Source organism: Bradyrhizobium sp. ISRA464 (assembly GCF_029910095.1).
In the GTDB taxonomy this organism is placed as follows: Bacteria; Pseudomonadota; Alphaproteobacteria; order Rhizobiales; family Xanthobacteraceae; genus Bradyrhizobium.
This window is the reverse complement of the sequence record NZ_CP094526.1, coordinates 3,190,458-3,216,650: the sequence shown is the minus strand read 5'-3', so window position 1 is coordinate 3,216,650 and position 26,193 is coordinate 3,190,458. Positions and strand designations below refer to the sequence as shown.

General features: G+C 65.3%; 27 protein-coding genes. 4 read left to right on the top strand and 23 right to left on the bottom strand.

Annotated elements, in window-relative coordinates; all coding sequences use genetic code 11:
• Positions 1 to 91 precede the first annotated feature (91 nt).
• Positions 92 to 931 (bottom strand): LysR family transcriptional regulator, encoded by an 840-nt coding sequence (locus tag MTX19_RS14905; RefSeq protein WP_280984794.1) that lies wholly within the window; start codon positions 929 to 931, stop codon positions 92 to 94.
• 127 nt (positions 932 to 1,058) lie between these two features.
• On the opposite strand from MTX19_RS14905, the gene MTX19_RS14900 reads away from it, so the two are divergent.
• Both MTX19_RS14900 and MTX19_RS14895 read left to right on the top strand, forming a co-directional pair.
• Positions 1,059 to 1,652 carry a cysteine hydrolase family protein gene (locus MTX19_RS14900; RefSeq protein ID WP_280984232.1) on the top strand — a complete coding sequence of 198 codons (594 nt, stop codon included), beginning with the start codon at positions 1,059 to 1,061 and terminating at the stop codon, positions 1,650 to 1,652.
• Between the two features lie 10 nt (positions 1,653 to 1,662).
• Positions 1,663 to 2,292, top strand: coding sequence for a glutathione binding-like protein (locus tag MTX19_RS14895; protein WP_280984231.1), 630 nt, complete (start codon positions 1,663 to 1,665; stop codon positions 2,290 to 2,292).
• Positions 2,293 to 2,314: 22 nt separating this feature from the next.
• Here MTX19_RS14895 and MTX19_RS14890 read toward each other — a convergent pair whose 3' ends face one another.
• The 7 genes from MTX19_RS14890 to MTX19_RS14860 form a co-directional block, all read right to left on the bottom strand.
• The gene (locus MTX19_RS14890) at positions 2,315 to 3,811 is read right to left on the bottom strand and encodes an AMP nucleosidase (protein ID WP_280984230.1); all 1,497 of its coding nucleotides are present in this window, start codon (positions 3,809 to 3,811) and stop codon (positions 2,315 to 2,317) included.
• Between the two features lie 209 nt (positions 3,812 to 4,020).
• Positions 4,021 to 5,220, bottom strand: a complete 1,200-nt coding sequence (locus MTX19_RS14885) for a tlde1 domain-containing protein (protein WP_280986040.1) — start codon at positions 5,218 to 5,220, stop codon at positions 4,021 to 4,023.
• A gap of 425 nt (positions 5,221 to 5,645) precedes the next feature.
• Complete coding sequence (locus MTX19_RS14880; protein WP_280984229.1) at positions 5,646 to 6,341, bottom strand: DUF899 family protein; 696 nt, start codon at positions 6,339 to 6,341, stop codon at positions 5,646 to 5,648.
• A gap of 79 nt (positions 6,342 to 6,420) precedes the next feature.
• The gene (locus MTX19_RS14875; RefSeq protein ID WP_280984228.1) at positions 6,421 to 7,923 is read right to left on the bottom strand and encodes a glycosyltransferase family 39 protein; all 1,503 of its coding nucleotides are present in this window, start codon (positions 7,921 to 7,923) and stop codon (positions 6,421 to 6,423) included.
• 7 nt (positions 7,924 to 7,930) lie between these two features.
• Entirely contained in the window at positions 7,931 to 9,064 is a 1,134-nt protein-coding gene (locus MTX19_RS14870; protein ID WP_280984227.1) for a glycosyltransferase family 2 protein, read from the bottom strand.
• Between the two features lie 249 nt (positions 9,065 to 9,313).
• Positions 9,314 to 9,520, bottom strand: coding sequence for a hypothetical protein (locus MTX19_RS14865; RefSeq protein WP_280977159.1), 207 nt, complete (start codon positions 9,518 to 9,520; stop codon positions 9,314 to 9,316).
• Between the two features lie 71 nt (positions 9,521 to 9,591).
• Positions 9,592 to 9,948 carry a hypothetical protein gene (locus MTX19_RS14860; RefSeq protein WP_280984226.1) on the bottom strand — a complete coding sequence of 119 codons (357 nt, stop codon included), beginning with the start codon at positions 9,946 to 9,948 and terminating at the stop codon, positions 9,592 to 9,594.
• Between the two features lie 126 nt (positions 9,949 to 10,074).
• On the opposite strand from MTX19_RS14860, the gene MTX19_RS14855 reads away from it, so the two are divergent.
• Both MTX19_RS14855 and MTX19_RS14850 read left to right on the top strand, forming a co-directional pair.
• Positions 10,075 to 10,914 (top strand): DUF72 domain-containing protein, encoded by an 840-nt coding sequence (locus MTX19_RS14855; RefSeq protein ID WP_280984225.1) that lies wholly within the window; start codon positions 10,075 to 10,077, stop codon positions 10,912 to 10,914.
• Between the two features lie 11 nt (positions 10,915 to 10,925).
• Positions 10,926 to 11,387 (top strand): DUF488 domain-containing protein, encoded by a 462-nt coding sequence (locus MTX19_RS14850; RefSeq protein ID WP_280984224.1) that lies wholly within the window; start codon positions 10,926 to 10,928, stop codon positions 11,385 to 11,387.
• Here MTX19_RS14850 and MTX19_RS14845 read toward each other — a convergent pair.
• From MTX19_RS14845 to MTX19_RS14775, 15 genes are all read right to left on the bottom strand, one after another.
• Positions 11,384 to 12,301, bottom strand: a complete 918-nt coding sequence (locus MTX19_RS14845) for a PhzF family phenazine biosynthesis protein (protein WP_280984223.1) — start codon at positions 12,299 to 12,301, stop codon at positions 11,384 to 11,386. The two genes, MTX19_RS14850 and MTX19_RS14845, sit on opposite strands and share 4 nt — an antisense overlap.
• Before the next feature lie 228 nt (positions 12,302 to 12,529).
• Entirely contained in the window at positions 12,530 to 13,852 is a 1,323-nt protein-coding gene (locus MTX19_RS14840; protein ID WP_280984222.1) for an adenylate/guanylate cyclase domain-containing protein, read from the bottom strand.
• A 139-nt stretch (positions 13,853 to 13,991) separates the two neighbouring features.
• A complete protein-coding gene (locus tag MTX19_RS14835) occupies positions 13,992 to 15,155 on the bottom strand; it encodes an ABC transporter permease (RefSeq protein ID WP_280984221.1) in 1,164 nt (387 codons plus the stop codon).
• Positions 15,152 to 16,096, bottom strand: a complete 945-nt coding sequence (locus MTX19_RS14830) for an ABC transporter ATP-binding protein (RefSeq protein ID WP_280984220.1) — start codon at positions 16,094 to 16,096, stop codon at positions 15,152 to 15,154. The genes MTX19_RS14835 and MTX19_RS14830 overlap by 4 nt, the downstream gene beginning before the upstream one ends.
• Complete coding sequence (locus MTX19_RS14825) at positions 16,093 to 16,878, bottom strand: efflux RND transporter periplasmic adaptor subunit (RefSeq protein WP_280984219.1); 786 nt, start codon at positions 16,876 to 16,878, stop codon at positions 16,093 to 16,095. Before MTX19_RS14825 ends, MTX19_RS14830 begins: the two co-directional genes overlap by 4 nt.
• Entirely contained in the window at positions 16,875 to 17,513 is a 639-nt protein-coding gene (locus MTX19_RS14820; protein WP_280984218.1) for a TetR/AcrR family transcriptional regulator, read from the bottom strand. Before MTX19_RS14820 ends, MTX19_RS14825 begins: the two co-directional genes overlap by 4 nt.
• A gap of 1,049 nt (positions 17,514 to 18,562) precedes the next feature.
• On the bottom strand, positions 18,563 to 18,973 hold the full coding sequence (locus MTX19_RS14815; protein WP_280984217.1) for a DUF2000 family protein: 411 nt from the start codon (positions 18,971 to 18,973) through the stop codon (positions 18,563 to 18,565).
• Positions 18,974 to 19,109: 136 nt separating this feature from the next.
• The gene (locus tag MTX19_RS14810; RefSeq protein ID WP_280984792.1) at positions 19,110 to 19,478 is read right to left on the bottom strand and encodes a DUF4189 domain-containing protein; all 369 of its coding nucleotides are present in this window, start codon (positions 19,476 to 19,478) and stop codon (positions 19,110 to 19,112) included.
• Between the two features lie 262 nt (positions 19,479 to 19,740).
• The gene (locus MTX19_RS14805; RefSeq protein ID WP_280986039.1) at positions 19,741 to 21,345 is read right to left on the bottom strand and encodes a molybdopterin-binding/glycosyltransferase family 2 protein; all 1,605 of its coding nucleotides are present in this window, start codon (positions 21,343 to 21,345) and stop codon (positions 19,741 to 19,743) included.
• Complete coding sequence (locus MTX19_RS14800) at positions 21,342 to 22,043, bottom strand: XdhC family protein (RefSeq protein ID WP_280984216.1); 702 nt, start codon at positions 22,041 to 22,043, stop codon at positions 21,342 to 21,344. Before MTX19_RS14800 ends, MTX19_RS14805 begins: the two co-directional genes overlap by 4 nt.
• A gap of 2 nt (positions 22,044 to 22,045) precedes the next feature.
• Positions 22,046 to 22,369 (bottom strand): XdhC family protein, encoded by a 324-nt coding sequence (locus MTX19_RS14795; RefSeq protein ID WP_280984215.1) that lies wholly within the window; start codon positions 22,367 to 22,369, stop codon positions 22,046 to 22,048.
• A gap of 66 nt (positions 22,370 to 22,435) precedes the next feature.
• A complete protein-coding gene (locus MTX19_RS14790; protein WP_280984214.1) occupies positions 22,436 to 23,638 on the bottom strand; it encodes a VWA domain-containing protein in 1,203 nt (400 codons plus the stop codon).
• 127 nt (positions 23,639 to 23,765) lie between these two features.
• Positions 23,766 to 24,674: a MoxR family ATPase gene (locus MTX19_RS14785; RefSeq protein WP_280984213.1), complete on the bottom strand. Its 909-nt coding sequence runs from the start codon at positions 24,672 to 24,674 to the stop codon at positions 23,766 to 23,768.
• A 48-nt stretch (positions 24,675 to 24,722) separates the two neighbouring features.
• Positions 24,723 to 25,529 (bottom strand): xanthine dehydrogenase family protein subunit M, encoded by an 807-nt coding sequence (locus tag MTX19_RS14780; RefSeq protein ID WP_280984212.1) that lies wholly within the window; start codon positions 25,527 to 25,529, stop codon positions 24,723 to 24,725.
• Between the two features lie 83 nt (positions 25,530 to 25,612).
• Positions 25,613 to 26,098 carry a (2Fe-2S)-binding protein gene (locus tag MTX19_RS14775; protein ID WP_280977139.1) on the bottom strand — a complete coding sequence of 162 codons (486 nt, stop codon included), beginning with the start codon at positions 26,096 to 26,098 and terminating at the stop codon, positions 25,613 to 25,615.
• Between the last annotated feature and the right edge of the window lie 95 nt (positions 26,099 to 26,193).

The window sequence follows — 26,193 nt, the reverse complement described above, 5'->3', positions numbered from 1 at the left end:
CTCCAAGCGCCGCCGCCCGCCCTGCAGATGTAAACCGTTTCGCCGACGGCCGTCATTTGAGACCTGATTCAAGAACTGAAGACGCGCGACGTCAGCCCCGCGAAACATCCTGAAAGCAGCTGCGCACCCAATCGATCGTGACCCGCGCAGCAGGGTCGCGCTTGAGGTGATTTTGCACCAACAGCCAAACGTCGCGTCGCTTCGGCAGCAGCGTGGCGCGCAGACGGCGATCAGCCAGCAAGGCCGCGGAGCCATATTCGGGCAGCACGCCGGCCGCCTGATGCGACTGGATCAGCGTGCGGATGACGCGAACATTGTCGGTGACGCAGCGCGCGCGAATTCTCCGCGCACGCAGGAACTGCATCTCGGGGATACCTTCGAGCTCATCGGGATAGGCACAGGTCACCGCTTCGCCCGTAGCGGCGGCCGTGATCGGCTCGAAAAAATACAGCCTGACCTCGGCGAGCTTCGAGATCGCGAAGTCGCCCTTGTCGGGCTTGCGCAGGCGGATCGCGAGGTCCGCCTCCCAGCGCGAGAATTTGACGTTGTCGCTCGACGTCAGGAATTGCAGGGTCAGGCCCGGATTGGCGCGCAGGAAATCGCTCGCGCGCGGCGCCAGCACCTCTTCAGCGACCGCATTGGTGGAAGCTACGCGAAGCCGGCCCACCGGACCCGGGAGGCTCTCGCCGATACGGCCGATGTCCTCGGCATGCGCGGCCATCGCCTGGACATGCGCCAGCACCATCTCGCATTGCCGGGTCGGCGTACGCACGCCGTCGGCGGCCTCGAATAGGCGCAAGCCAAGCGCACGCTCGATGCGTGCCAGCCTGCGGCCGACCGTGGTCTCGTCGATGCGCAGCCGGGCGCTGGCGCCCGCATACGTGCCCTCGTCCCTGACGGCCGCGATGATGCGAAGATCGTCCCAGTTCATGGCTGCAAGGCTACATCGCCACTGCCTCACCTGCAATAACGCAGCCACCGGCTGCAATATCCCTGCATAACGGCAGGACGCTCCACGGCTATTCTGAACGAGCAAACTTCCGGGAGACTTCAGAACCATGACCGCGGCCAAAACACTGATGCAGCTTGCCGGTATCGACCTCACCCCGCCTCGCCTCGGCGACGCCTGCCTGGTGCTGATCGATATCCAGAACGAGTATCTCGCAGGTCCCCTCGCCCTGCCCGACGCCAACGCCGCGATTGCGCGCGCCACCGCGTTGCTTGCCCAGGCGCGGGAGAGCGGCGCTGCGATCTTCCACATCGCGCACAAGGGACGGCCCGGAAGCCTGTTCGACCGTACCGCCGAGCGCGGCGCGATCGTCGCACCGCTGGCACCGCGCTCGGGCGAAGCCGTGATCGAGAAGGAATTGCCGAACGCGTTCGCCGGCACCGAGCTCGACGCGCAGCTTGCCGCGACCGGCTGCAAGGAGCTGGTTCTCGCCGGCTTCATGACGCATATGTGCGTCAGCTCCACCGCCCGTGCGGCGCTCGATCTCGGCTTCCGCACCACCATCGACGCCGACAGCTGCGCCACCCGCGACCTGCCGGACGGCATCGGCGGCACGATTGCGGCAAAGGTCATTCACGACGTCGCGCTCGCCGAGCTGTCCGACCGCTTCGCCATCATCGCGCGCGGCGACGCCCTTGCCTGAGGACACCGGCATGCTCCAGCTCTATTTCTGGCCGATGGCCTGCTCCCTCGCCAGCCGCATCGCGCTGCTGGAAGCCGGCATCGAGGCGCGCTACCACCTCGTTCATCTCTGGACCAAGAAGGTGCTGGAGGACGATGGCGACTTCCGCGCGATCTCGCCGAAAGGCGCGGTGCCGGTGCTGGTGCTGGAGAACGGCGAGCGGCTGACGGAGAGCGCTGCGGTGCTGCAATACATCGCCGACCTCAAGCCCGAACTCGCCCTCGCGCCGCCGCCCGGCGATCCGGATCGCTATCGGCTGCAGGAATGGTTGAGCTTCATCGGCACCGAGCTCCACAAGGGCTTCCTGTTCCCGACCTTCTGGTACAAGGACGACACATCCAGGGCCAGCGCGCGCGAGCGGATCGAACAAAGCGTGTCGGTGGCCGCCGCGCATCTTAGGGACCGCGAATTCCTCATCGGGGACCGCTTCACGGTCGCCGACGGCTATCTCGCCTGGGCGCTGATGCTGCTGCGCCACGCCGGCGTCGATATCGCGCAATGGCCTGATCTCGCCAACTATCTTGCGCGCATCCAGGCGCGGCCGCATGTCAGGGCCGCCGTCGGCACCGAGATGCAATTGTGGAAGTCGGTCGCGGCGTGATCGCCGTGGACGCGACATAACGCTACTGAAACGCGACCTCGGCAAAGCTCCGCAGCTTGCGCGAATGCAGGCGCTCGGATTCCTGCTGCTTGAGCCGCTCCAGCGCCCTCAGGCCGATCTCGAGATGCTGGCCGACGCGCTGCCGGTAGAACTCGCTGGCCATGCCTGCGAGCTTGATCTCGCCGTGCAGCGGCTTGTCGGAGACGCACAGCAGCGTGCCGTAGGGCACGCGGAAGCGATAGCCGTTGGCGGCGATGGCCGCCGACTCCATGTCGAGCGCGATGGCGCGCGATTGCGACATGCGCCTGATCACCGACGGGCCGCTGATCTCCCAGTTGCGATTGTCGACGCTGGCGACCGTGCCGGTGCGCATCAGCCGCTTGAGCTCGAAGCCGGACACGCCCGTGACTTCGCCGACCGCCTCCTCCAGCGCGACTTGCATCTCGGCGAGCGCCGGGATCGGGACCCAGAGCGGCAGCTCGTGATCGAGCACGTGATCCTCGCGGACATAGCCGTGGGCGAGCACGTAGTCGCCGAGCCGCTGCGTATTCCTAAGGCCCGCGCAGTGCCCGATCATCAGCCAGGCATGCGGCCGCAGCACCGCGACGTGATCGGTGGCATTCCGCGCGTTGGACGGACCGATCCCGATGTTGATCAGGGTGATGCCGCGATAGCCGGGCTCGACCAGATGAAAGGCCGGCATCTGCGGCACGCGGTCCGGCGCAGTCCCGGTCGTGCCGCCGCCGAGCCGCGCATTGCGCGTGATCACGTTGCCGGGCGCAACGAAAGCTTCCAGGCCGGCCTCGCCTGACGCGAGGCGCTGCTGGCACGATTGCGCGAAGGCATCGACATAGAACTGGTAGTTCGTGAAGATCACGAAGTTCTGGAAGTGCTCCGGATCGGTGCCGGTGTAGTGATAGAGCCGGCGCAGCGAGTAATCGACCCGCGCCGCACGGAACAGGGCCAGCGGCTCGGGCGTCCCCGGCGCCAGCTCGAAGGTGCCGTCGGCGATCGCATCGTCCATCGCGGCGAGATCGGGAGTATCGAACACGTCGCGCAGCGATCGCGTGAAGGCCGAACTGTCGGCAACTGTCAGCGCCGCCTCGATGTTGATGTCGCGCCGGTAGGCGAAGTGGATCGGGATCGACTCGTTCGACTCGCCGATCTCGACGGCAACCCCATGGTTCTTGATTAACAGGCCGATCTGCTCGGTGAGATAGGTCCTGAAGATGTCTGGCCGCGTGACGCTGGTCTCATGCACGCCCGGCCCGGCGACAAAGCCGTAGGCGAGACGGGAATCGAGCCGCGCATGCGACGAGGTCGTGAGGCGCACGAACGGATAATGCGCACGCACGCGTGTCGCGAACGACACGCCGCTGACATAGGCCTCAAAGCGATCGCGAAGGAACTGGGTGTTGCGCTCGTAGATCTCTTCGAGACGGCTGACGGCCGCACCTGCATCGACGAAGGCTTCGGTTGCGATCTGGGGCGGAGTTTCGATGAACGGTGCAGGAGACATTGCGCTTCAACCGGTGATTTGCCGTTGAAGTATAACAACAATCGAGTCCCTGGTTCCAGACGGGTCCGGAATGCTGCATGCTGTCGGAGTTGTGGGCCTGGTGGCTCGAAGCCGCCCGGGCTTCACCTAGGACCATCGTCACGAACGAGCCGGCGGTCTTGCGTTATCGCGAAGGCTCCAAAGGACCGCGACGAACGCAATCCCCCGGCCTACTGGATCCTCGCGAGCACCGCGAGGCGGCGGATGCCCTTGTTGCGATAGGCGTCGAGGAATGCGTAGTAGTTCTTGAAAGAGACGCAGCCGTTGGAGTCGCCCTTCGGGCCAAGCATATAGGTGTGCGCGAGCAGGCCGACGCGGTTGTAGATCCGGCCCTCGCCGCCGATCGGATTGAGCCGCAGCGCCGGCACACCGTGGAACAGCGCCTCGCGCGGCTTCAGCTCATAGATGTGCGGCGGCGTCACGCCGACCATCTTCATGCTCGCGGAGCGCGGATCGTCGAGCCTGGAGCCGAGCCCAGAATGCGCTTCCAATCGCGTGCCGTCGGGCAGGTACACCGTACTGGCCGAGATGTCGTAGACCGCGGTCTGGCGGTCATAGGGCGGCGAGCCGCCGCGGGTCGGGTCCTGGTCGAGCGTCGAGGGGATGCTGCCGGTGACGTTTGCATCGGCGGACGCGAAGGAGAGCAGACCGCCGGTCGACTCGCGCTTGCCCCACAGCTTCTCGACCATGGTCTGCCGTTCGTTCGATGCGATCGACATCACCGCGGCCTTGGCGCGCGCAGCCATGTCGCGCACCGTGACGCCATCGGATTTTGCGGACGACTTCGCCGCGGCGGATTTGGATCCGGCGGACTTGGTCTCAGCCCGCTTGGACTCGGCGGATTTCGGCTCCACGGCGTCGGCAGGCGTGTTGAGTGCGACCTGCAGATTGGCGGCAGCTTCCTTCTTCGCGGCCTCGACCGGCTTCGGCGTCTTCGCTTCGGCAAGCTTCGGTGCGGCGACGGGCTTCGGCGCTTCAGCGACCTTCGGCGCATTGGCCGGCTTGACCGGATCCGTCTGCGGCGCGGCGTCGGCCACGACGCTGGACGGAACGCCGTCCGGCGACGCTGCGGCAAACCTTTCGTTAAACATCAGCGGCGGTGCGGCAGGCTCGGACTTAACAGACTCGGACTTGGCAGACTCGGACTTGGCAGAATCCGACTTTGCGACCTCGGCCTTCCCGGGCGCGGACGGCGGAGGCGTCAATGACGCAAACACCTCGTTGAACGACGGCGCAGGCCGCGGAGCGACCGCCACGCGGTGCTTGACCGCAGGCTCATCGAGCACCGCGCTGCTCACCGAAGGATAGACACTCGCTGCGAAGATGTTGGCGTAGACGGTCCAGGCGCAGCCAAGCACCAGCCCCGCCACAGCGGCGCTGCCGAGGAAATGCTGAGGGAGAATCCTTCCGGAGGATTTCTTGCGGCCCGGAGCCCCAATAACATACGCAGTCGCACTCGTACCCATACGCCCGGCGCTCAAAACAGGTCCACCTTGTCCCTCATGCGACTCGGAGCCGAACGAGTTTCGGCTCAGCGTCTCGCAGGGACGCGGATGCCCATTAAGGCGACTTTTAGTTAAATGCGACTTAACCGGATGCGATCCCCTGCAGCGCGGGAAGTGCCTGTGGCGTGGGGCTTTTTTAAGATCACATTGGATCGCGAAAGCGGATTTTTTGTCTCATCATGGGACATCCGCAGATGCCGCTGAGGCAAGCACCGGCAGCGACATGCCGCGGAAGAAATTCCTTGCCGATCGCCCCGTAATCACGCGGGCATTTTGCAAGAACAATCTCCTCAGTAGGAGAGCTTCGGATACCAGTCCTTGCCGCGTCCCTCGGGCGTGGTGTCGAGAATGGTCCAGAGCGGATCCACGTCAGGCGCACCGCGCGGATCCTGGCCGGGATCCGCGGTGCCCTGCCCCATCTCGCCGGCCCAGAAATGACGAACCGTGCCGTCACGCCGCGTGAAGACGTTGTAGCCGGGCATGTCGGCGTCCTCCTTGCTGACATAGTCGCGCGTGTAGTCGCCCGATGCGTCCGAATAGAGCTTGTGGCGCGTCCAGCCGCGCGCGGTCTTCGCCTCGATCAGCCGCGCGATCGGCGAACGCGCCACGAAGACGAAGGAGACGCGCTGCTCGATGTCTGGCAGCTTCGCCTCCCATGTGCCCATGAAGGAGGTGCACATCGGACACGGCTTCTCGCGCTGCGGACCGAACATGTAGCTGTAGATGATGAGAGTTTGCTTGTTGCCGAAGAGATCGGCCAGCGACGCCGGACCCGCTTCGCCGATGAACTCATAGGCTTTCGTCACCTCGCCGCCCGGCGGCAGTGCACGGCGCAGCTCGGCGACGCGCTCGATGTGGCGGCGCAGCTCGATCTCCTCGGTGAGCAGCGTCTGGCGGGCACGACGATACTCGGCGCTCTCATTGGGAAAGCGCGTGGTGTTGGTCTTGGCGAGTTCAGCGGCAGGCTTGAGGGTGGAACCGGTCATGGGTGGAACCTCGTTTGGTTGACGGGCTTCCTGGAAGACGAGTCGGAGCGAGACGATCCGACATCGACCACCAACGTTCCTACTCCAGTTCCGGCGGCGGCGAGCGATCGAGGACGTCGCCTTTCGGGCCTTCCAGCGCATCGAGCGCGTAGCTCTCGATGGTCAAGGGCCCGCGCATGCGCCTGGCCTCGGCGACGGTCTCGATGTGGGCAAAGTTGGCGCGCATCGACGCCGGCACGGCCTGCTCGACCTCATGCACGTAAAGCAGCTTGCCGGAAAGCTCCGCCGGGTTTGGCTCAGGCATATTGACCCAGCGGATGCGCTGCCCCTGCTGCACAACGCAGGTGCCCTTCGGCAGATAGAACACGAGCCAGCCGGTGGTGCCGTAATCCGGCGCGAGCACGCAGGTCGCGCCGATGCGCACGCGCACCTTCTCGATCTCGTCCGCGAGCTCCTGCCAACCGACCCCGACGCTGCGCACGGTGGCGTCGCGGCGATAGCCGGAGAGCACGCCGGTGTTGGCTTGCACGATCAGCAGCGCGAACAGCACGATGCCGCTCGGAGCGGCCCACCGGCGGCAGAAATCGATCGTCCGCTGCTCGCGCGGCGCCCATTGCACCTGGATCGCGGCAACCGCAGCCGCGACCGCGAAGGCCGGGTAGACCGGCGCGAACCAGTTGGCCTCGACCCGCGCATGCAGCGCGTGCCATGCGAAATAGCCGACGATGGTCCAGAACATGGTGTTGACGAGCACACGCGCGGCCATCGCGCCGGCGCGACGCTTGTACAGCGCATAAAGCCCCATCACGCCAAGGATGAAGACCAGCGGGGTTGCAAACGCGAACTGGGTCGGGATCAGCTCGGCGATGTAGGTCGGCCGGAAATCCTCGATCCGGGCGCGGCCCATCTGCTTGATGAAGGACACCCAATGGTGATCGGCATTCCAGAGAATGACCGGCGCAAACATCCCGAGCGCGACCAGACCGCCGAGATAGAGCCAGGGTGAGAGGAACCAGCGCCGCAGCTTCGGCACCATCGCAAGCCAGATCAGGATCGCAGGGCCGAAGAACAGCGCGGTGTATTTCGACAGCAGCGCCGCGCCGGCGCTGGCGCCCACAGCAAGCCACCAGGCGCCGCGGCCGCTCTCCAGCACCTTTGCGAGCGAGAACAGCAGCAGGCTCGCGGCGACCAGGAGCGGCGCATCCGGCGTCACGATCAGCGTGCCGACGGCAGCCATCAGCGTAATGTTGAGCAGGATCGTGGCGCTTGCGGCAACGCGCTGGCCGCCGAACAGGATCGCGGCCGCCTGGTAGATCGCCCAGCTCATCGGCAGCGCAAGCAGGACCGACACCAGCCGCACGCCGAGCGGCGTATCTCCCGCGATCATCGTGCCGAGCCGGATCACGACCGCCACCATCGGCGGATGATCGTAATAGCCGCCGGCGAGTGCCTTCGACCACATCCAGTAATAGGCTTCATCGAAGGTCAGCGGCGTCCAGGCCGCGGCCGCAAGCCGCAGCGCGACCAGCCCGCAGACCACGAGAGCTGTGTTGAGGGCGAGCCGCCCCTCGTTCGGGTTCATGCCAGCGTCATCGCTTGCGCCAGACGAACAGCCCGGACATCGCGTAGTTCCAGACCACGCCCATCAGCGCGCCCGCCGCACCGGCAAGCCACCAGATCGGCTCCTGGTCGTACACCGAGAACGCGACGCCGACATTGGCGAGCAGGCCGACGCCGCAGACGAGATAGAACAGCAGCAGGCCGCGCACGATCGCAAAGCCCTTCAGCCGCTGGTCGCGGTAGGTCAGGAAGTTGTTGAGAATGAAATTGCTGGTCATGGCGACGATCGCGCCGGTGGCCTGCGCCTCCGGGAACCGCGCGCCGAACAGCTCGAGCGCGATGAAGAGCGCGGCGAGATGCACCACCAGACCGAGCGCGCCGACCATCGCGAACAACAGGAAGCGCAGCGAGATCACGTCATGGGTCAGCTTCGCGAGCACGAGGCCGAGGAAGTCCAGCGCAACCATGGAGTCGAGCTTGCTCTCGCCATGCTGGCGAGCGCCGAATGTGTAGGGGATCTCGACCGTGCGCAGCTTGCCATGCGCGGTCGCGACCACGTCGAGCAGGATCTTGAAGCCCTGGGTCGACAATTGCGGCGCGAGCTGCTCGAAGCGGTCGCGGCGGATCATGAAGAAGCCGCTCATGGGGTCGGCGACCTCGACCTTGAGCGCGCGGCGCGCGATCTCGGTGGCGAAGGCGCTGGCGCCGGCGCGGCTCTTGTTGAAGCCCTCGGCACGATAGCCCTCGATGTAGCGGCTGCCGACTACGAGCTCGGCCTTGCCGCTCTGCAGCAACGTCATCATCTTCGGAAGCTGGGTTTCGTCGTGCTGCAGGTCGGCATCGATCACGGCGGCATAGGGCGCGCTCGAGGCCAGGATGCCCTCGATGCAGGCGCCCGACAGGCCGCGCCGGCCGATCCGGCGGATGCAGCGGACGCGAGAATCCTGCCGCGCCAGGCCACGCACCACATCCCAGGTTCCGTCGGGTGAATTGTCATCGACAAAGATGACTTCCCAGGCCACGTCCTTCAGCGTGGCGTCGAGCCGCCGGTACAGGACCGTGACATTGTCGCGCTCGTTGAAGGTCGGGACGACGACCGAAAGTTGCGGCAAACCAGCGGCCTGCGACGGGATTTCGGGGCCCGGTTTGATGGCGTCATACATGAGCGCCAGCGTATAGCCGGAGCCTCTCCCGCTGCCAAGGCAGACGGAGCCCAAACACCTCTCGGAAGGCGGGAAAACGGGGGCAAAATACCCCTGAAATGCCAACGACCACGACCGGAGGCTGCGCGTACATCCGGCGCAGCCAACATTGTCGTGGTCGTCCCCGCGCCGGAGCCCTTGCGAGCTGCAACGCCGCCGTTCCATTGCAGCTAGGAAGGCCTCGAGCTGTCCGCAAGGTGTCCAGGGGCGCTAGTTGTTGGGGACTTCCCGGATCACCGGGCCTCGTGGTGTCGGGGCCGGCGCGGGCTCTGCGGCGGGGGCCGCCTGCTGCTGCGCCGCGGCGGGCGGGGCGGGATTGTGGATCTGGCTGGGCGACGGCCCATAGATGAACGCCGCCGCCAACACGATGGCCGCGACCAGGGCGCCCAAAAAGCCTGCCGCCGATTGTGAATTCATGCCGGACTCATCCCTCGCCTATGCCTGGATTGATATCAAAAATCGGTCAACCGCAACAGGATTTGGGACGCCTATTTGGCCGCCGCCCTGCGGTGGACGAACGCGTTCACGATGTCCTTTTGCGCGAGCTCGATCGCGCGATTGGCGGTCGCCAGATGCGTGTCGGCATCTTGTTTCGGAAACCGCAGCGCCAGGAAGTCGATCAGCGACACCCGGAAATTCTGCCGCTCCGAGGGACAGACGTTCGCGATCAACGAGGTGAACTCCTGGTCGGACATCGTCTTGTTGCTGTCGCGGGGATACTCGCGGGCGAGACAATTCCAGTAGGCATCGCGGCCGCTGACCGCGAGCTTGTGCGCATCGTCGACCTCGTCAGCCATTGCGGCGGAGGACATGATCAAGAGGACGGCTGCGATCAGCATGCGCATTGTTGTTCTCCCGTTTTGCCGCATCCTAACGAAGGCCGATCGCCACGATAAGCATCGCCCCGCAGATCTGGCAAACTGGTCAATCACGATTATTTTGACTACTCTGACCTCTTCTCCCTCCTCGCGATGAGTGCAATCGTGGCCAAAGCTCCCAGCAAGACAGCCAAGACGGACGCAGGCAACATCTATATCGGCATCGGCGGCTGGACCTTCGAGCCGTGGCGCGGGGTGTTCTATCCGGAGAAGCTCGCGCAATCGAAGGAGCTCGCCTACGCGGCGTCGAAGCTGACCTCGATCGAGATCAACGGCACCTATTACGGCTCGCAGAAGCCGGAGAGCTTTCGCAAATGGGCCAGCGAGGTGCCCGACGGCTTCATCTTCTCGCTGAAGGGACCGCGCTTCGCCACCAACCGCCGCGTGCTGGCCGAGGCCGGCGATTCCGTGAAGCGCTTCTATGATTCGGGCGTACTGGAGCTGAAGGACCGGCTCGGGCCGGTGCTCTGGCAGTTCGCTCCGACCAAGAAATTCGACGGCGCGGATTTCGGCAAGTTCCTCGAGCTGCTGCCGCGCAAGCTCGACGGCCGCGCGCTGCGCCATGTCGTCGAGGTGCGTCACGACAGTTTCCGCGTGCCCGAGTTCGTCGCACTGCTGCGCGAGTTCGAGATCCCCGTGGTGTTCGCCGAACACGGCAAATATCCCGCGATCGCCGACGTGGTCGGCGACTTCGTCTATGCGCGGCTGCAGAAGGGCAATGACGAATTGAAGACCTGCTACCCGCCGAAGCAGCTCGACGCCTGGGCCAAGCGGTTTCAGGACTGGGCCGGCGGCGACGAGCCGGATGACCTGCCGCGCGTCGACAAGGCCAAGCCGAAGAAGGTCCCGCGCGACGTGTTCGCCTACGTGATCCATGAAGGCAAGATCCGCGCGCCGGCGGGCGCGATGGAATTGATCGAACGCGTGAAATAGACGGAGCGGCGATGGCGAGGGCCAAGAAGCTGTTCACCATTGGCTACGAGCAGACGCCGTCGAAGGCGGTGCTCGACGAGCTCCAGCATGCCGGCGTCAAGCTGCTGGTCGACGTCCGCGCCATCGCCTCCTCGCGCCGGCCGGGCTTCTCCAAGAGTCAGCTCGCCGCGGGCCTCGACGAGCGTGGTATCTCCTACGTTCATCTGCGCGGTTTGGGCACGCCGAAGACCGGCCGCGAGGCCGCGCGCAGCGGCAAATACGAACTCCTGCACAAGATCTATTCGGCCCACCTCAAGACGACGCAGGCCCGGGATGAGCTCGACGAGCTGTCGGCGCTGGTGAAGAAGTCCGGTCCCGTCTGCATCCTGTGCTACGAGCGCGACCATTCGCACTGCCACCGGCAATGGATCGCGGAGATCATCGAAGAGCGCGACGGCGTCAGGATCGAGAATCTGGTGGCGCCGCAGGTCTAGCCCCCCTCACCCGGCACGTTCAGCGTCCCTTCCATCATCTCCACGCAGCCGCCGCCGACATGCACCGACGCGACGGCGCCGCCCTGCTTGCGCACCCGTGTCAGCAGCAGGCTCGGCCGGCCCATGTCGACGCCCTGCCCGATCCGCAACCGCAACTCGCCGTCGCGCAGCGGATCGATGTCCGCAAGCAACGCCGCAGCGGCGGCCGTCGCGCTGCCGGTGGCGGGATCCTCGGACATCCCGCTCGCGCCCGGATGGAACATGCGCGCCTGCAAGTCCAGCGGCTGCTCGCTCGCCGGGATATCGCGTGTGTAGAAATAGACGACGTCACGGCCGATGCGCGCCCGTGCCTTGTCGAAGGCCGCGGCATCCGGCCGGGCACGCTTCAGCGCCTCGCGCGACGCGATCTCCACCGCCAGGAACGGCAGGCCGACCGAGACGACCTGCGGCGCATGGCGATCGGTCTTCACATCGCTCGCCGACAGCGAGAGGCACGCCGCCGCCTCGGCGGCGCTCACCTCGTTGGTCCGCTGCAGCTTCTCCGGCGCGGTCAGTTCGGCGCCGAGTACCCTGCCCTGCTCGGACAGGATCTCGACCGGCACCAGTCCGGCCTTCTCCTCGAATACCAGCCGCGCCGGCGCCTTCGCGACCTGCGTTGCCAGCACGAAAGCCGTGCCGACATTGGGATGGCCGGCGAACGGAATTTCCGAGCGCACCGTGAAGATGCGCACCTGGGCGCTGTGCGCTCCGTCCTGCGGCGGCAGCACGAAGGTCGTCTCGGAATAGTTGAACTCGGTCGCGATCGCCTGCATCTGCGCCGTCGACAGCCCACCGGCGTCGAGCACCACGGCGAGCGGGTTGCCTCCGAATGCCCGGTCGGTGAAAACGTCGACGGTGATATAGCGCCGCTGCATCTTGCTTGTCCTCAGGCTTTGGCCGATCGTGATCGACCGGATCGCAGTGATGATAACACGGCCAAGAACACGCCCTTCAGAGCATTCGGTGCAATCAAGCCTCAGAAGCGAAACAGCTCACGCGGCGATGCGAGCACGCGCGCGCGTTCGTCGGCATCACTGACAAGCGCGTCGAGATGACGACGGATTCAGTACTTCGAAAATACATCGATCTCTTAATGTGTGCCCCTACCCCAGTTGCCAGACCGGGACGGGACGGTCGTAGCCCCGCACCGGCACCGCTCCGCGCGGCACGGCATCCTTGCCGTCGTCGCCCAGCGCGTCGCGCACCGCGGACGAGATCAGGAATTGCGAACCGAGATCCTTGTTGAGCGCCTCGAGCCGCGCGGCGAAGTTCACGGTGTCGCCGATCACGGTGTACTCCTTGCGCCGGGGCGAGCCTATGTTGCCTGCGACGACCTCGCCGACATGAACGCCGATGCCGATGCGCAGCGGCCAGTCCGACGTCTCATTGGCGCGCTCGTTGGCCGCAAGCATCTCGCGCGCGGCGGCGACCGCATGCTGCGCGGCGTCGCCGGCTTCGAACGGCGCGCCGAACAAGGCGAGAAAGCCGTCGCCGAGAAACTTGTTCACGATGCCGCCGTGACGGTCGAGGATATCCACCAGTACCGCAAAGGCGCCGTCGAGCCGGTCCACCACCTCCTGCGGCGAGCGTGTGCGTGCGCTGGCGGTGAAGCTGCGGAAGTCGACGAACATCACGGCGACACGGCGGATGTCGCTCTCGGTGCTGGCCCCCTCCGCCATCAACCGCTCGACCACCTGCGGCGAGACGTGCTGGCCGAACAGATTGGTGATGCGGTCGCGCGCGGTGGCGGCTGTGATACTGGCCTCGAACTGCCGGCGCAGTTGCATGCCGACGGCGCCGGCGAGCACGCCGCAGATCAGGACGATCGTGCTGCGCGCGGCATGATAGTAGACACTCTGCTCCGCCGCGCCGGGACCTGCCGGGTGGAAGAACACCGCCATGTAGAACAGTTCCGACGCCGCGACGAAACCGGTGAAGGCCGAGAGCCAGAAATCGAGCCGCAGCGTCGAGAGGATGATGAAGACGAAATAGATCAGCGGCGCCACGAAGCCGAGCGCCTGCTCATGGCCCATGCTGTTGATGTGCATCCCCAGCACCACGGTCGGCAGCGAGGTCTCGACCAGGACGCCGACATAGCGCCGGATCACCGGCAAATCGCGCCCCTTGCGCATGTGCCAGGTGATCGCCCCATGCACCCACAGTTCGAACAGGATCAGCGGGACGATAACGTAGAAGACATAGACGGGGCTGAGATTGCCGTGCCAGACGCGGCTGACCGCCTCGGGCGCGAGGAAGAAGATGGCGAGACTGACCGTACCGAGCACGGCAGCGGTACCGATCAGCACCTTGATGCGGAGCAACTCCGTGGTCATGACCTCGCGCATCAGCGCGTGATGGAAGTCGGCCGATACGGACGTGTCTTGCTGCGTCGTCTTCTCGCTGGTGGTGCCCCAGAATCCCGCCATGTCCTGTACCCGGTCATTCCGGGATGGTCCGAAGGACCAGACCCGGAATCTAGAGATTCTCAGGTGCGCAATTGCGCACCCCAGTTCGGCACTTCGCACCGCCCCGGAATGACGATCACTGCCAGCAGCCATACTAACCTCAATCGAGCGTGCGGCGGAAGCGCGTCACCGCGACCGTCATCGCGAACAGCATCAGGGCGGCCAGCGCGATCGTGTCATATTGCAGGTTCTGCACCACCGCGCCTTTCAGCATGATCGCGCGCACAATGCGGACGTAATGAGTCAGCGGCAGGATCTCGCCGATATATTGCGCCCAGACCGGCATGCCCGCGAACGGAAACATGAAGCCGGAAAGCAGGATGCTCGGCAGGAAGAACATCATCGAGAGCTGCATCGCCTGCAGCTGGTTCTGCACGATGGTCGAGAAGGTGTAGCCGATCGACAGGTTGGTGGTGATGAACAGCGTGGTCAGGAGCGCCAGCAGCAGCAGACTGCCGAGGATCGGCACGCCGAACAGCAGCACGCCGATGCTGATGATCAGCGCGGCCTGGATGAAGCCGACCATCACATAAGGAATGATCTTGCCGAACATCACCTCCACGGGCTTGATCGGCATCGACAACAGGTTCTCCATGGTGCCGCGCTCGATTTCGCGCGTCACCGAGAGCGCGGTGAAGATCAGCATGGTCATGGTCAGGATGGTGCCGACCAGGCCGGGCACGATGTTGAGCCGCGATTCCGCCGCCGGGTTGTAGCGGGCATGGGCCCGGATCTCGAACGGCATCTCGGGCGGATCGCCAATATGGAGGTCGTGCGCCAGCGCAGATTGCACCAGCGGCCCCAACGCGCCCAGCGCCGCGCCGGCCGCCACGGGATCGGTGGCGTCAGCCGCGACCAGCAGTGCAGGCTTGTCGCCGCGCCGCACCGCGCGCTCGAAGCCGCGCGGGATCTCGACGCCGAACAGCACCTTGCCGGACTTCAGGAGCTCGTCGAACTCCTCGACAGTGTGCACTTCGCGGGTGAAGCGGAAATAGCGGGTGTTCTCCATCGCCTTCAGGATCGAGCGGCCGATGTCCGTGTCTTCCTGCAACAGCACCGCAGTCGGCAAATTGCGCGGCGTGGTGTTGATGGCGTAGCCGAACAACAATAGCTGCATCACCGGGATCATGATGATCATGGCGAATGACACGCGGTCGCGGCGAAGCTGGATGAATTCCTTGACCAGCATCGCATAGCTGCGCCGCCAGAAGCCGAAGGCCGGCTCCCTCTCCTCGCCATTCCGGGTCACATCTGTCGCGCTCATTGGAAATTATCCTTCGAGCGGCCCATCAAATCGATGAAGACGTCTTCGAGCGACGGCTCGCTCGCCTGCCAGTGCCATTTCGCATTGTCGCGATACCGCGCAACGGCGGCTTCGAGCGCGGCCTTGTCGCGGCCGGAGACGTGGAGGCTGGTGCCGAACGGCGCCACCATGTCGATCCCGGGCTTGCCGGTCAGTTCGGCCGGCAGGCCATTGAGGTCGTCGCCGGTCACCGTGTAGGTCGACAGCGCCGAGTTCGCGATCACCTCATCCACGGTGCCGCGGGCCAGCAGATGGCCATAGGCGATATAAGCGATCTCATGGCAGCGCTCGGCCTCGTCCATGTAATGGGTCGAGACCAGCACGGTGAGGCCCTCGGCGGCGAGCGCGTGGATCTCGTTCCAGAAATCGCGCCGCGCCTTCGGGTCGACGCCGGCGGTCGGCTCGTCCAGCAGCAGCAATTGCGGATTGGGCAACGTGCAGGCCCCGAGCGCCAGCCGCTGCTTCCAGCCGCCGGACAGCTCACCGGCGAGCTGTTCCTCGCGCCCCTGCAGCCCGATGCGCGCGATCATGTCGGCCGCGGCGCCGCGCGCGTCCGGCAGACCATAGAGCCGCGCCACGAATTCGAGGTTCTCGCGCACTGAGAGGTCCTGGTAGAGGCTGAAGCGCTGGGTCATGTAGCCGACCTTGCGCTTGATCTTGTCGGCGTCGCGCCGGATGTCGTAGCCGAGACAGGTGCCGCGGCCGCTGTCGGGCGTCAGCAGGCCGCAGAGCATCCGGATCGTCGTGGTCTTGCCGCTGCCGTTGGGGCCGAGGAAGCCGTAGATCGAGCCGCGCTTGACCTGCATCGAGAGGTCATGGACCACCTCGCGCCCGCCGAACGACTTCGAGAGGCCTTCAACATCGATGGCGATGCCGTGCGCGTTGGTCGAGCCGCCGTTCATCGCTGGTCCGCCACCGGAGTCTTGGGGTTGAGATAGATGCTGATCGGTTGACCGACGCGCAGAGCATCCGGCCGGCTCGGCCGTGCCTGGATCAGATAGACCAGCTTGTTGCGCTCATCGAGGCTGTAGATCACGGGCGGGGTGTATTCGGCCGTGGTCGCGATGAAATAGATCTTCGCAGTGAGATCGGCGGCGCAGTTGTCGCAGGTGACCTTCACCTCGTCGCCGATCGCAAGCTTCGGCAGCTCCCTCTCCGGCACGAAGAAGCGCAGCTTCATGTTGCCGGGCGGCATGATCGACAGCACCGGCCGCTGCGCCTGCACCATCTCGCCCTCGCGGAAGTAAATCTGCTGCACCGTACCGGCGATCGGCGCAAAGCCCTTGCGCCGGTCCAGCCGCGTCTGCGAGGTGTTGACGCGCGCTTCCGCGACGCGCAGCGCCGAGACCGCGGAATCCAGCGCCGCCTGGGTGCCTGCGCCGGTGCTCCTCAGGGACGCGGCGCGGTCATAGGTCTGCTGCGCATTCGCCAGCGTCGCATTGCTCTGGTTGAGGTCGGCCTTCTGCAAATCGTCGTCGACGGAATAGAGCAACTCGCCGGGCTTGACCTCGTCGCCCTCGCGCACGTTGAGCTTGATGACCCGGCCGGATTCGTCGGGGCTGACGAAGATCATGTCGGCTTCGACCCAGCCCTGGAAGCCGGGGTCCCGCTCTTCCTTGCAACCGGCGAGCGCCGCCGCCAGCGCGAGCACCGCCATCAGCTTCACCAGGTGCGACGAGGTCATGACGTCCTCCGTTCGCCGAAGACCAGATCGAGATGAACCCTGAACATCGCGATCGCATCCAGCGGCGCATGCCTGGCGAACAGGCTCTGCCAGATCACCGCGACGATCGCGGGCGCGACGAGCAGTTGCGGGAATCGCGCCAGCTCCTTCTGCCGGATTTCGCCGCGGGTGATTGCGAGCTGGATCAATGCGGTCATGCCGGCCAGCCCCTTCGACACCACCTCGCGGAAATAGAAATCGGCGATCGCCGGAAAGCGCGGCCCTTCGGCCACGATCAGGCGGATGATGTCGCCGCGCCGGGTCGAGGCGACCTCGCGGATGAAGGTCTCGGCGAACCGCTCCACCGCGTCGCGCACCGGACCTGCGATGGTGGGCGGCGCCGCCAAGCGATCGATCAAGGGCACGACGGCGGTGCGGATCAGCTCCTCGAACATCGATTCCTTGTCCTTGAAGTGCAGGTAGATGGTGCCCTTGGCGACCCCTGCCCGCTTCGCGATGTCGTCAAGCCGGGTCGCGGCAAAGCCGCGTGCGACGAACTCCTCCATCGCCGCCTCGACGATCGCGGCGCGCCGCTCCGCCGATTTTTCGGAGCGGTTCGCTGCCCGCCCGGCGTCGGGTGCTTTTGGCGAAGTCATCTTCGGAACGTTGGCCGAAGCGGCTCTCGCAATGGTCCGGCGCCTTGCGGCGGGTGAGGACGTCGAGGGTTGGGTGCGCTTTATCATGCGTAAATTATGACTGACTGGTCAGTCATTGTCAACACCAAGCGGATCAGAATATCCGACGGGGTCATCGCGACGTCTTTGCCGAGGTGTCGAGGGATTCCGCTCCTGTCGCCGTGCAACCGCGATCTCACGGCACGACGTGTCCGAGCTTTTGCGGTTCGTTCCGCCCTCTCCGATCAGAGGGCGCAGGGAAAGCCGGGTGCCGATCGCACCCATGGGCCCTGTGCAACAAAAAAAGCACAGGGGTAGGACCACAGGTGAAACCGGAGCAATCCCGGCTTTCCCTGCGCGATGGGCTACGGCTTATACGCGCTCTCCCCGGCGAGACTGGGCTTTGTTGTCACCGTCATTAGCGAGTGACCTTGCCTCCTGCTGATGAGACACCTGCCACTAGGGCGTCAGGCCTGCACGATTTCGCCGTCCGCCTCATGCGCACTCGTCAGTCGCGCAATCGGCGTCCACCGCATCTCGACCCAACACTCGTGACGATCGCGAAGCGCCCCTCAAGCGGGTGAGACAGGGTCATTCATACACCGAGTTGCATTTCTGTAAAACGGAAATATTTTTGCCACAGGGGCTTGCCACGTCGGGCAACTCAGTGATTGGCGTGTTAGGGAGGCACCGGCAAAAGGGTTCCCTCTCCCCTTGCGGGAGTCCGAGGCGAGCGAAGCTCGCTCTCGAGGTTAGGGAGAGGGTGCCACACGACGCGCTCTCTCCGCTTTCGTGATGACGGCAAGCGAACGCAATTTGCGAGGGCCCTGCCCTCATTGATCATCTCGCCCGCGGCTTACCCCTCTCCCCACCCTCGAGAGCGAGCTTCGCTCGCCTCGGACCTCGCAAGGGGGGAGGGAGCCTGACGTACGTGCTCACCTCACACCAGCCGGGAGAGTTCGCACCGACTGCACCCGCGCCGAATCCGAACTCGCGCGACGTGTCATGCGACGAATGTCACGCATCCGCCGCTAGCTGTGAAACTTGAGCCCGTCGAGGATCTTGTCCACCACCTTGCGTTCGGCGCGGACGGCGAGGCCGACGAGATTGAGATCGGCGCGTGCAACCGCCCTCACCGCCTCGCGGTTGGCGGCGTCATGCGTGGTCTTGAACATGTCCTCAGTGTAAAGCGCAGGCATCACGTTGCGACTCAACGCGCGCTCCAGCGCCCGCGACAGCGCGGCGCGGTCGGCGCCGTAGATTAGGATCGGCTGGCCGATCAGGGGCAGATATCTGGTCCCTGAGCCGTCTTCGTAATTCTCGCCGACGCATTCCGGAAAGGAAGCCGCGATACCGCCTGACAGAAAGGATGCGACGTTGAGCTTCTGCCAGACTTCAAGGTCGTTGCGGATCACGACCGCGATCTTGGTGTCGAACTGCATGACGCAAATGTAGCGGCATTGTGCGGCAAGGCTAGAGCATTATCGATTCCGATTGAATCAGCACCGCACGCTCTCAATTCCTGCCTTGACGCGTTTTCTTTCACACGAACCGGCGGCCACTTCGCTCGTGAACGTTCTACCCCTTGGCGTCGCAGGCCCAGGCGCGGATCACGCATTCCTTGCCGCCATATTCGTAGCATTTGCGGGTGGCGGCGTTGAGCGAGCTCGAGATCTGCGGCGCCACGGCATAGCCGTGGGCGCCGCAGGGATTGGTCATGTCGATCGAGAGCGCGGCGCAGGCGCGCTTCATGGTGACGGTGGTGCAATCGCCCTTGCACTGCTTCAGCGCAGCCGCGCGCGCCGCCGCCTCCGCCGGGTAATCATAGGCCTGGCCGTAGGCGCCGCATTTGCCGACCGCGAACGCACCGGCCGCCCAGGCCTTGCTGACGAAGTTTTCCGTGATGTAACGCGCGGCACCGAGCAGCAACGTCAAGACAAGAATCATCAGCGCGCGGCGCTGCGCGGCGGCGGTCGAAATGATCAAGACGGAAATCCCCCAAGCTCCGCGGCGACTGTATTCGGGGGTCGTTTCCAGATGGTGAATGGGAGCGGATGACAATCATTTGCCCCTCATGGTGAGGAGGCGCGAAGCGCCGTCTCGAACCATGAGGCCCGGCTGGTGCCATTCATCCTTCGAGACGCCGCTGCGCGGCCCCTCAGGATGAGGTCTGACAGTTCAGGAGGACGAGACGATTTCTCAGGCGCTCCTACCCGCGCCGTGCCGCTTCCAGCGCTTGGGGAGTATCGATGTCGAGGAAGGCACTCTCGCCTTCGACCGGCACTTCGGCGACCGCTTCGGCGTGCTTGGCGATCAGATGGCGGGCGCCGATGTCGCCGTCCAGCGTCATCAGCTCCTTGAAGAAGCGCCGCGACCACAGCACCGGATTGCCGCGACGGCCTTCGGCGACCGGCACCGCGATCAGGTGGCCGCGGTCCGGCGCGAAGGTCTCGATCAGGCGGTCGATCAATTGCGCAGAGATCAACGGCATGTCGCCGAGGCAGACGATGGCGCCGTCGGCGTTGTCGGATACCGCCGCGATGCCTGATTTCACAGAACTCGCGAGGCCGCCAGCGAAATCCGGATTGCGGACGAATTTCACCTTGAGGCCATCAAGCCCCTGCTCGACCAATTCGGCCTGATGCCCGGTGACGACGATCACCTCCGACGCCTTCGAGGCCAGCGCCTGCTCGGCGACGATGCGCACGAGCTTCTTGCCGTCGAGTTCGGCGAGCAGCTTGTTGGGCCCGCCCATTCGGGTCGAACGTCCCGCCGCGAGCACGATCGCCGCGACGTTGCGGTTGCCTTCGGTGTCCGGAACGGTGCGCGGCTGCGGCCGCGTCACGATCTCCATCAGGAGGCCGCCGACGCCCATGCCGGTGAGATCGGCGCGCGTCACCTTGATGCCGGCGAGCAGCCGCATCAGCACCCAGTCAAAGCCGTTCTCGACCGGCGAGCGCGCGCAGCCCGGCGCGCCCAGCACCGGCACGCCGCCGGCGCTGCCGATCAGAAGCAGATTGCCGGGATCGACCGGCATGCCGAAATGCTCGACCGCACCGCCGATCTCGGTGATCGCGGCCGGGATCACGTCGCGCCGGTCGGCGATCGCAGACGCGCCGAACACGATAACGAGCTCGGCGCCCAAGCCGAGCAATTCCTTGATCGCGGCCGCAAGCGCCGCCTCATCATGCGGAATGCGCCGCTCGGCGATGATGGCAGCGCCGGCCGGCGCCAGCCGCTCCGCGGTGACGCGCAGCGTCTTGTCGATCACCTTGGGCACGAGGCCCGGCAGCATCGTCGAGACCACGCCGACCTTCTTGATCACGTAAGGCGCGATCCGCAGCGTATCCTTGCCTGCCACCGCAACCGCCGCATCGCGCAGCCTGGCTTCGACGCCGAACGGGATCAGCTTGACAGTCGCGATCATCTCGCCTTCGACCACCGGCTTGAAGGCTGCGAGCGTGGCGAAGGTGATGGCCTCGTCGACGCCATTGATGCGGTCGACCGCGGCGCGATCGACCACGAGCACACCGGGGCGCGCGGCGAACAGATTGGCGCGGCCGGTGAAGGCGCGCTCAACATTGACGCCGTCGCCCGCCACTGCCTGTGCGATGCTGGCAGCCGCGACGTCCTCGGAGACGTCGCCCTCCTCCAGCCGCACCACGACGATCTCGTTGACGCCGGCCTTGTTGAGGGCCTCGACTTCCGCTGGGCCGATCGTCGTGCCCTTCTTGAGCACCAGCGAGCCCTGGCGGAGCGTGTGCACGGTGACGCCGCCAATCGCGTCGGCCGGACTGGCGGGACCGAACTTCATGCCGCTTCTTCTTTTTCTTTGGGAGGCAGGCGCAACTGCGCGGTGATCTCGGCCATGATGGCGACCGCGATCTCCGCCGGCGACACCGCGCCGATGTCGAGCCCGATCGGCGCGTGGATGCGCGCGATGTCGCTGTCTTTCGCGCCCTGCGCGCGCAGCCGCTCGGCGCGCTTGGCATGAGTCTTCCGCGAGCCGAGCGCACCGATATAGAAGCAGCCGCGATCGAAGGCGTGCATCAGCGCCGGATCGTCGATCTTCGGATCGTGGGTCACCGCGACGAAGGCGGTGTAGGGATCGATGTTGAGCGGCGGCAGCGCGACATCGGGCCATTCCGCCACGAGCGGCACGTCGGGGAAGCGCTCGGGGCTGGCAAAGGCAGTGCGCGGATCGACCACCGTGACATCATAGTCCAGCGAGCGCGCCAGCGGCGCCAGCGCCTGGCTGATATGGACCGCGCCGACGATCACGAGCTTGGCGGTCGGCGCGTAGACGTTGAGGAACAGCTTCTTGCCGGCGACCTCGACATTGCCGCTCTTGCCCATCCGCAATTGCTTGGAAAGCTCGGCGCGGAGCGGATCGGCGGCGATGTCCTTGGCCTTCACCAGGCGCTGCTCGCCATTCGACGTGTCGGTGATGATGATAACCGGGCGGCGCGCGGCGCGCTCGGCGTTGAGCTCTTTCAGCGTTTCCAGTTTCACGGCTAGCCGACCTTCTCGACGAAGACGCGGATGGTGCCGCCGCAGGACAGTCCCACATTCCAGGCCGTTTCATCGGCGACGCCGAATTCCAGCATCTTGGGCTGGCCGCTCGAAATCACGTCGAGCGCCTCGGTGACAACAGCGCCCTCGACACAGCCGCCGGACACTGACCCTAAGAACGTGCCCTCGTCATTGATGACGAGGCTCGAGCCGGCCGGACGCGGCGCCGAGCCCCAGGTGTCGACCACGGTGGCGAGCGCCACGCCGTGGCCCTGCTTCTGCCAGGCCTCGGCAGCCTGAAGAATGTCTTCGTCGCGGTTGAGCATGTGCGCCTCCTCTTTTGGGCATGATCTATTCGAAAAACCGGCTTCCACTTTTTCGGATCATGCCTCTCAGGCTACGGAGCGGATCAGGCTGCGATGATGCGCCGGCGGCGGGGATGACAGCGCCTCGATCAGCCCCTTGATGGACGTCAAGTTATGCACCGGGCGGAATTCGTCAACGTGGGGCAACATCATTTTGATGCCCTGCGCCTTGGCCTCGAAGCCGGAATAGCGCAACAGCGGGTTGAGCCAGATCAGGCGGCGGCAGGAACGGTGCAATCGGTCCATCTCGAAGGCCAGTTTGGCATCGGCCTCCCGTTCTAGTCCATCGGATATAAGGAGTACGATCGCCCCCTGCCCGAGCACGCGGCGGGCCCAGAGCTGGTTGAAGCTGTGCAGCGAGGTCGCGATCCGCGTTCCCCCGGCCCAATCCTCCACCGAGGACGAGCAGCTCGCCAGCGCCTCATCCGGATCGCGCTGCCGCAACGCCCGCGTCACATTGGTGAGGCGGGTGCCGAACAGGAACACCGAGACGCGCTTGCGGGCATCGGTAATCGCATGGAGGAAGTGCAGGAACAGGCGGGTGTATTCGCTCATCGAGCCGGAGATATCGAGCAGCGCCACGATCGGCGCCGGCTTCTCGATCCGGCCGAGCTTGCGGAGGTCGATGATCTCGCCGCCGGTGCGCAGCGAGTTGCGCACCGTGCGGCGCATGTCGAGCCGCAGTCCCCGCGCGTCCGGCTGGTAGCGGCGGGTCACGAGCTCGGCCTGCGGCAGCCGCATCAGCGCGATCTCGCGCGTGACCTCGGCGATTTCAGCCGCCGTCATCTGCGCGAAATCCTTCTTCTGCAGCGCCTCCTTGTCGGAGACCGAGAGCTTCAGCTCCTGCTCCTGGGCCTGCGGCCGCTCCTCGCGGCTTGCCGGCTGCGACATCGCCTCCTGGACGCGGCGCGAGGCCGGCGGCGGCTTCTTCTTGGCGTGATCGGGCAGCGGCACCGAATCGAGCATGCTCTTCCATTCCTCCGCGGCGCGGAAGAACAGCTCAAAGGCCTGGCGGAAGATCAGCGCGTGCTCGTGGCGCTTGACGAAGATCGCTTCCAGGGTGGCGTAGAAATCGGCGCGGTTGCCGACCTCGATCAGCTGCAGCGCATTCAGCGCGTCGATCACCGAGCCCGGACCGACGGGAAGTCCGGCCGCCCGCAGCGCACGGGCAAAGCCGATGACGTTGTCGGCCATGTGACCCGTCGGAGGCGCAAGGTGATTGATCGCCATCGTTCTTACCTCGTCATTCCGGGGCACGCGACGCGTGAACCCGGAATCTCGCGCCGCAATCTCCAGATTCCGGGTTCGATGCTGACGCATCGCCCCGGAATGACGGACGCAACATACAACGCGCGAGCTAGATCTCGCTCGTCGCGTCCTTTAATGTCTTCTGCAGCGCATCGCCCTGCATGCGCGCGATATCGTCCTGGTACTTGAGCAGCGCGCCCAGCGTGTCGCCGACCACCTGCGGCGTCAGCGAGCGCGCGTCGAGCTCGGACAGCGCGGTCGCCCAGTCGATGGTCTCGGCCACGCCCGGCGACTTGTAGAAATCCTGGTTGCGCAGCGCCTGCACGAAGCGGACGACCTGCTGCGACAGCTTCGCCGAGATGTTCGGCACCCGCGACTTGACGATCGCGAGCTCGCGCTCGGCGGAGGGATAATCCACCCAGTGATAGAGGCAGCGGCGCTTCAGCGCGTCGTGGATCTCGCGTGTGCGGTTCGAGGTGATGATCACGATCGGCGGCGCCGGCGCCCTCACGGTGCCGAGCTCGGGGATGGTGACCTGGAAGTCGCTGAGGATTTCCAACAGATACGCCTCGAACGCCTCGTCGGCGCGGTCGAGCTCGTCGATCAAGAGCACCGGGGGACCGGCGACATCGGGCTCGAGCGCCTGCAGCAGCGGCCGCTTGATCAGGAAGCGCTCGGCGAAGATGTCGCTTGCGAGCTGGTCGCGATCGGTATCGCCGGAGGCTTCCGCAAGGCGGATCGCGATCATCTGCGCCGCGCTGCTCCACTCATAGACGGCGGAGGCAACGTCGAGGCCTTCATAGCATTGCAGGCGGATCAGCTTGCGCCCAAGCGCGGCCGACAGCACCTTGGCGATCTCGGTCTTGCCGACACCGGCCTCGCCCTCGAGAAACAGCGGCCGGCCCATGCGCAGCGCAAGATAGGTCACCGTCGCCAGCGACCGCTCGGCAAGATAGCCGCGCGAGGTCAAGAGCTCCACGAGCGCATCGACGGAAGTGGGTAACGCCGATGCACTCATGGAACAGCCAATCTTGAAGCAGGGGTTAGCAAAATCACGCCTTGGTATTTAGCCCTTGGCGGTCGCGGCTTCCACGGCCCTGCGTGCCAGGACGCCGATCAAATGTGCGCGGTATTCCGCGCTGCCGTGCAAGTCGCTGTTCAGCCCTTCGGCCGGAACGGTCATGCCGTCGAGCACCTTGTGCGAGAAGCGCTTCTTCAGAGCTTCCTCGAACGAGGTGACACGGAACACGCCGTCCGAGCCCGCACCGGTCACCGCGACGCGCACGTCCGACGGACGCTTGGCCACGAACACACCTACCAACGCGTAGCGCGACGCCTGGTTGCGGAATTTCACATAGGCCGCCTTCTTCGGCAGCGGGAACATCACCCTGGTGATGATCTCGTCCGGCTCGAGCGCGGTCGAGAACAGGCCCTGGAAAAACTCCTCGGCCTTCAAGCGGCGCTTGTTGGTGACGATGGTCGCGCCCAGCGCCAGCACCGCGGCCGGATAGTCGGCGGTCGGATCGTTGTTGGCGAGCGAGCCGCCGATGGTGCCGCGGTGACGCACGGCCGGATCGCCGATCATGCCGGCAAGCTCGGCGAGTGCCGGGATCGCCTCACCGACGATCGGGGAGTTCGCGACATCGTCATGCTTGGCGGTGGCGCCGATCACCAGCGAGCGGCCCTTCATCTCGATCGTGTCGAGGCCTTCGATGTGGGAGAGGTCGACCAGATGCGGCGGGCTTGCGAGCCGCTGCTTCATGACCGGCACCAGCGTGTGACCGCCGGCGATCAGCTTGGCGTCCTCGTTCTTCACCAGGAGGTTGGCGGCCTGCCGCACGGTCCCGGGACGATGATATTTGAATTCGTACATTGGAATGTCCTGATCGCTTGTCGCGATATTTACTGGAGCATGATCTTTTCGGAAAACCGCTTCACACTTTTCCGGATCATGCTTTAGGCGAGGTCCGACTTCGCCATCGCCTTGGCGCCGGCGGCGATCGAAGCGACGATGTTCTGATAGCCGGTGCAGCGGCACAGATTGCCTTCCAGCTCCTCGCGGATCACCTCGTCGGTGAGATCGTGGCCCTTGCGATGGACCAGGTCGACCGCGGTCATGATCATGCCGGGCGTGCAGAAGCCGCACTGCAGGCCGTGGTGCTCACGGAAGGCCTCCTGCATCGGATGCAGCGGCGCGCCGTCGGGCGCGAGCCCTTCGATGGTCCTGACCTCATGACCGTCGGCCATCACCGCGAGCGTGGTGCAGGACTTCACCGCCTTGCCGTCCAGATGCACGACGCAGGCGCCGCACTGCGAGGTGTCGCAGCCGACATGCGTCCCCGTCAGCCGCAGATTTTCACGCAGAAACTGAACCAGAAGGGTACGGGGGTCGACGTTCGCGGTAACGGGGTTGCCGTTCACGATCATTGAAATCTTGGCCATCAGCACTCTCTTATCTGCACTGCCGCATATCGGCAGAACAGGCGGTTTTAAATCATTCCAGACGGCATAATATGGGCGGGCCCCCCAATGAGCAA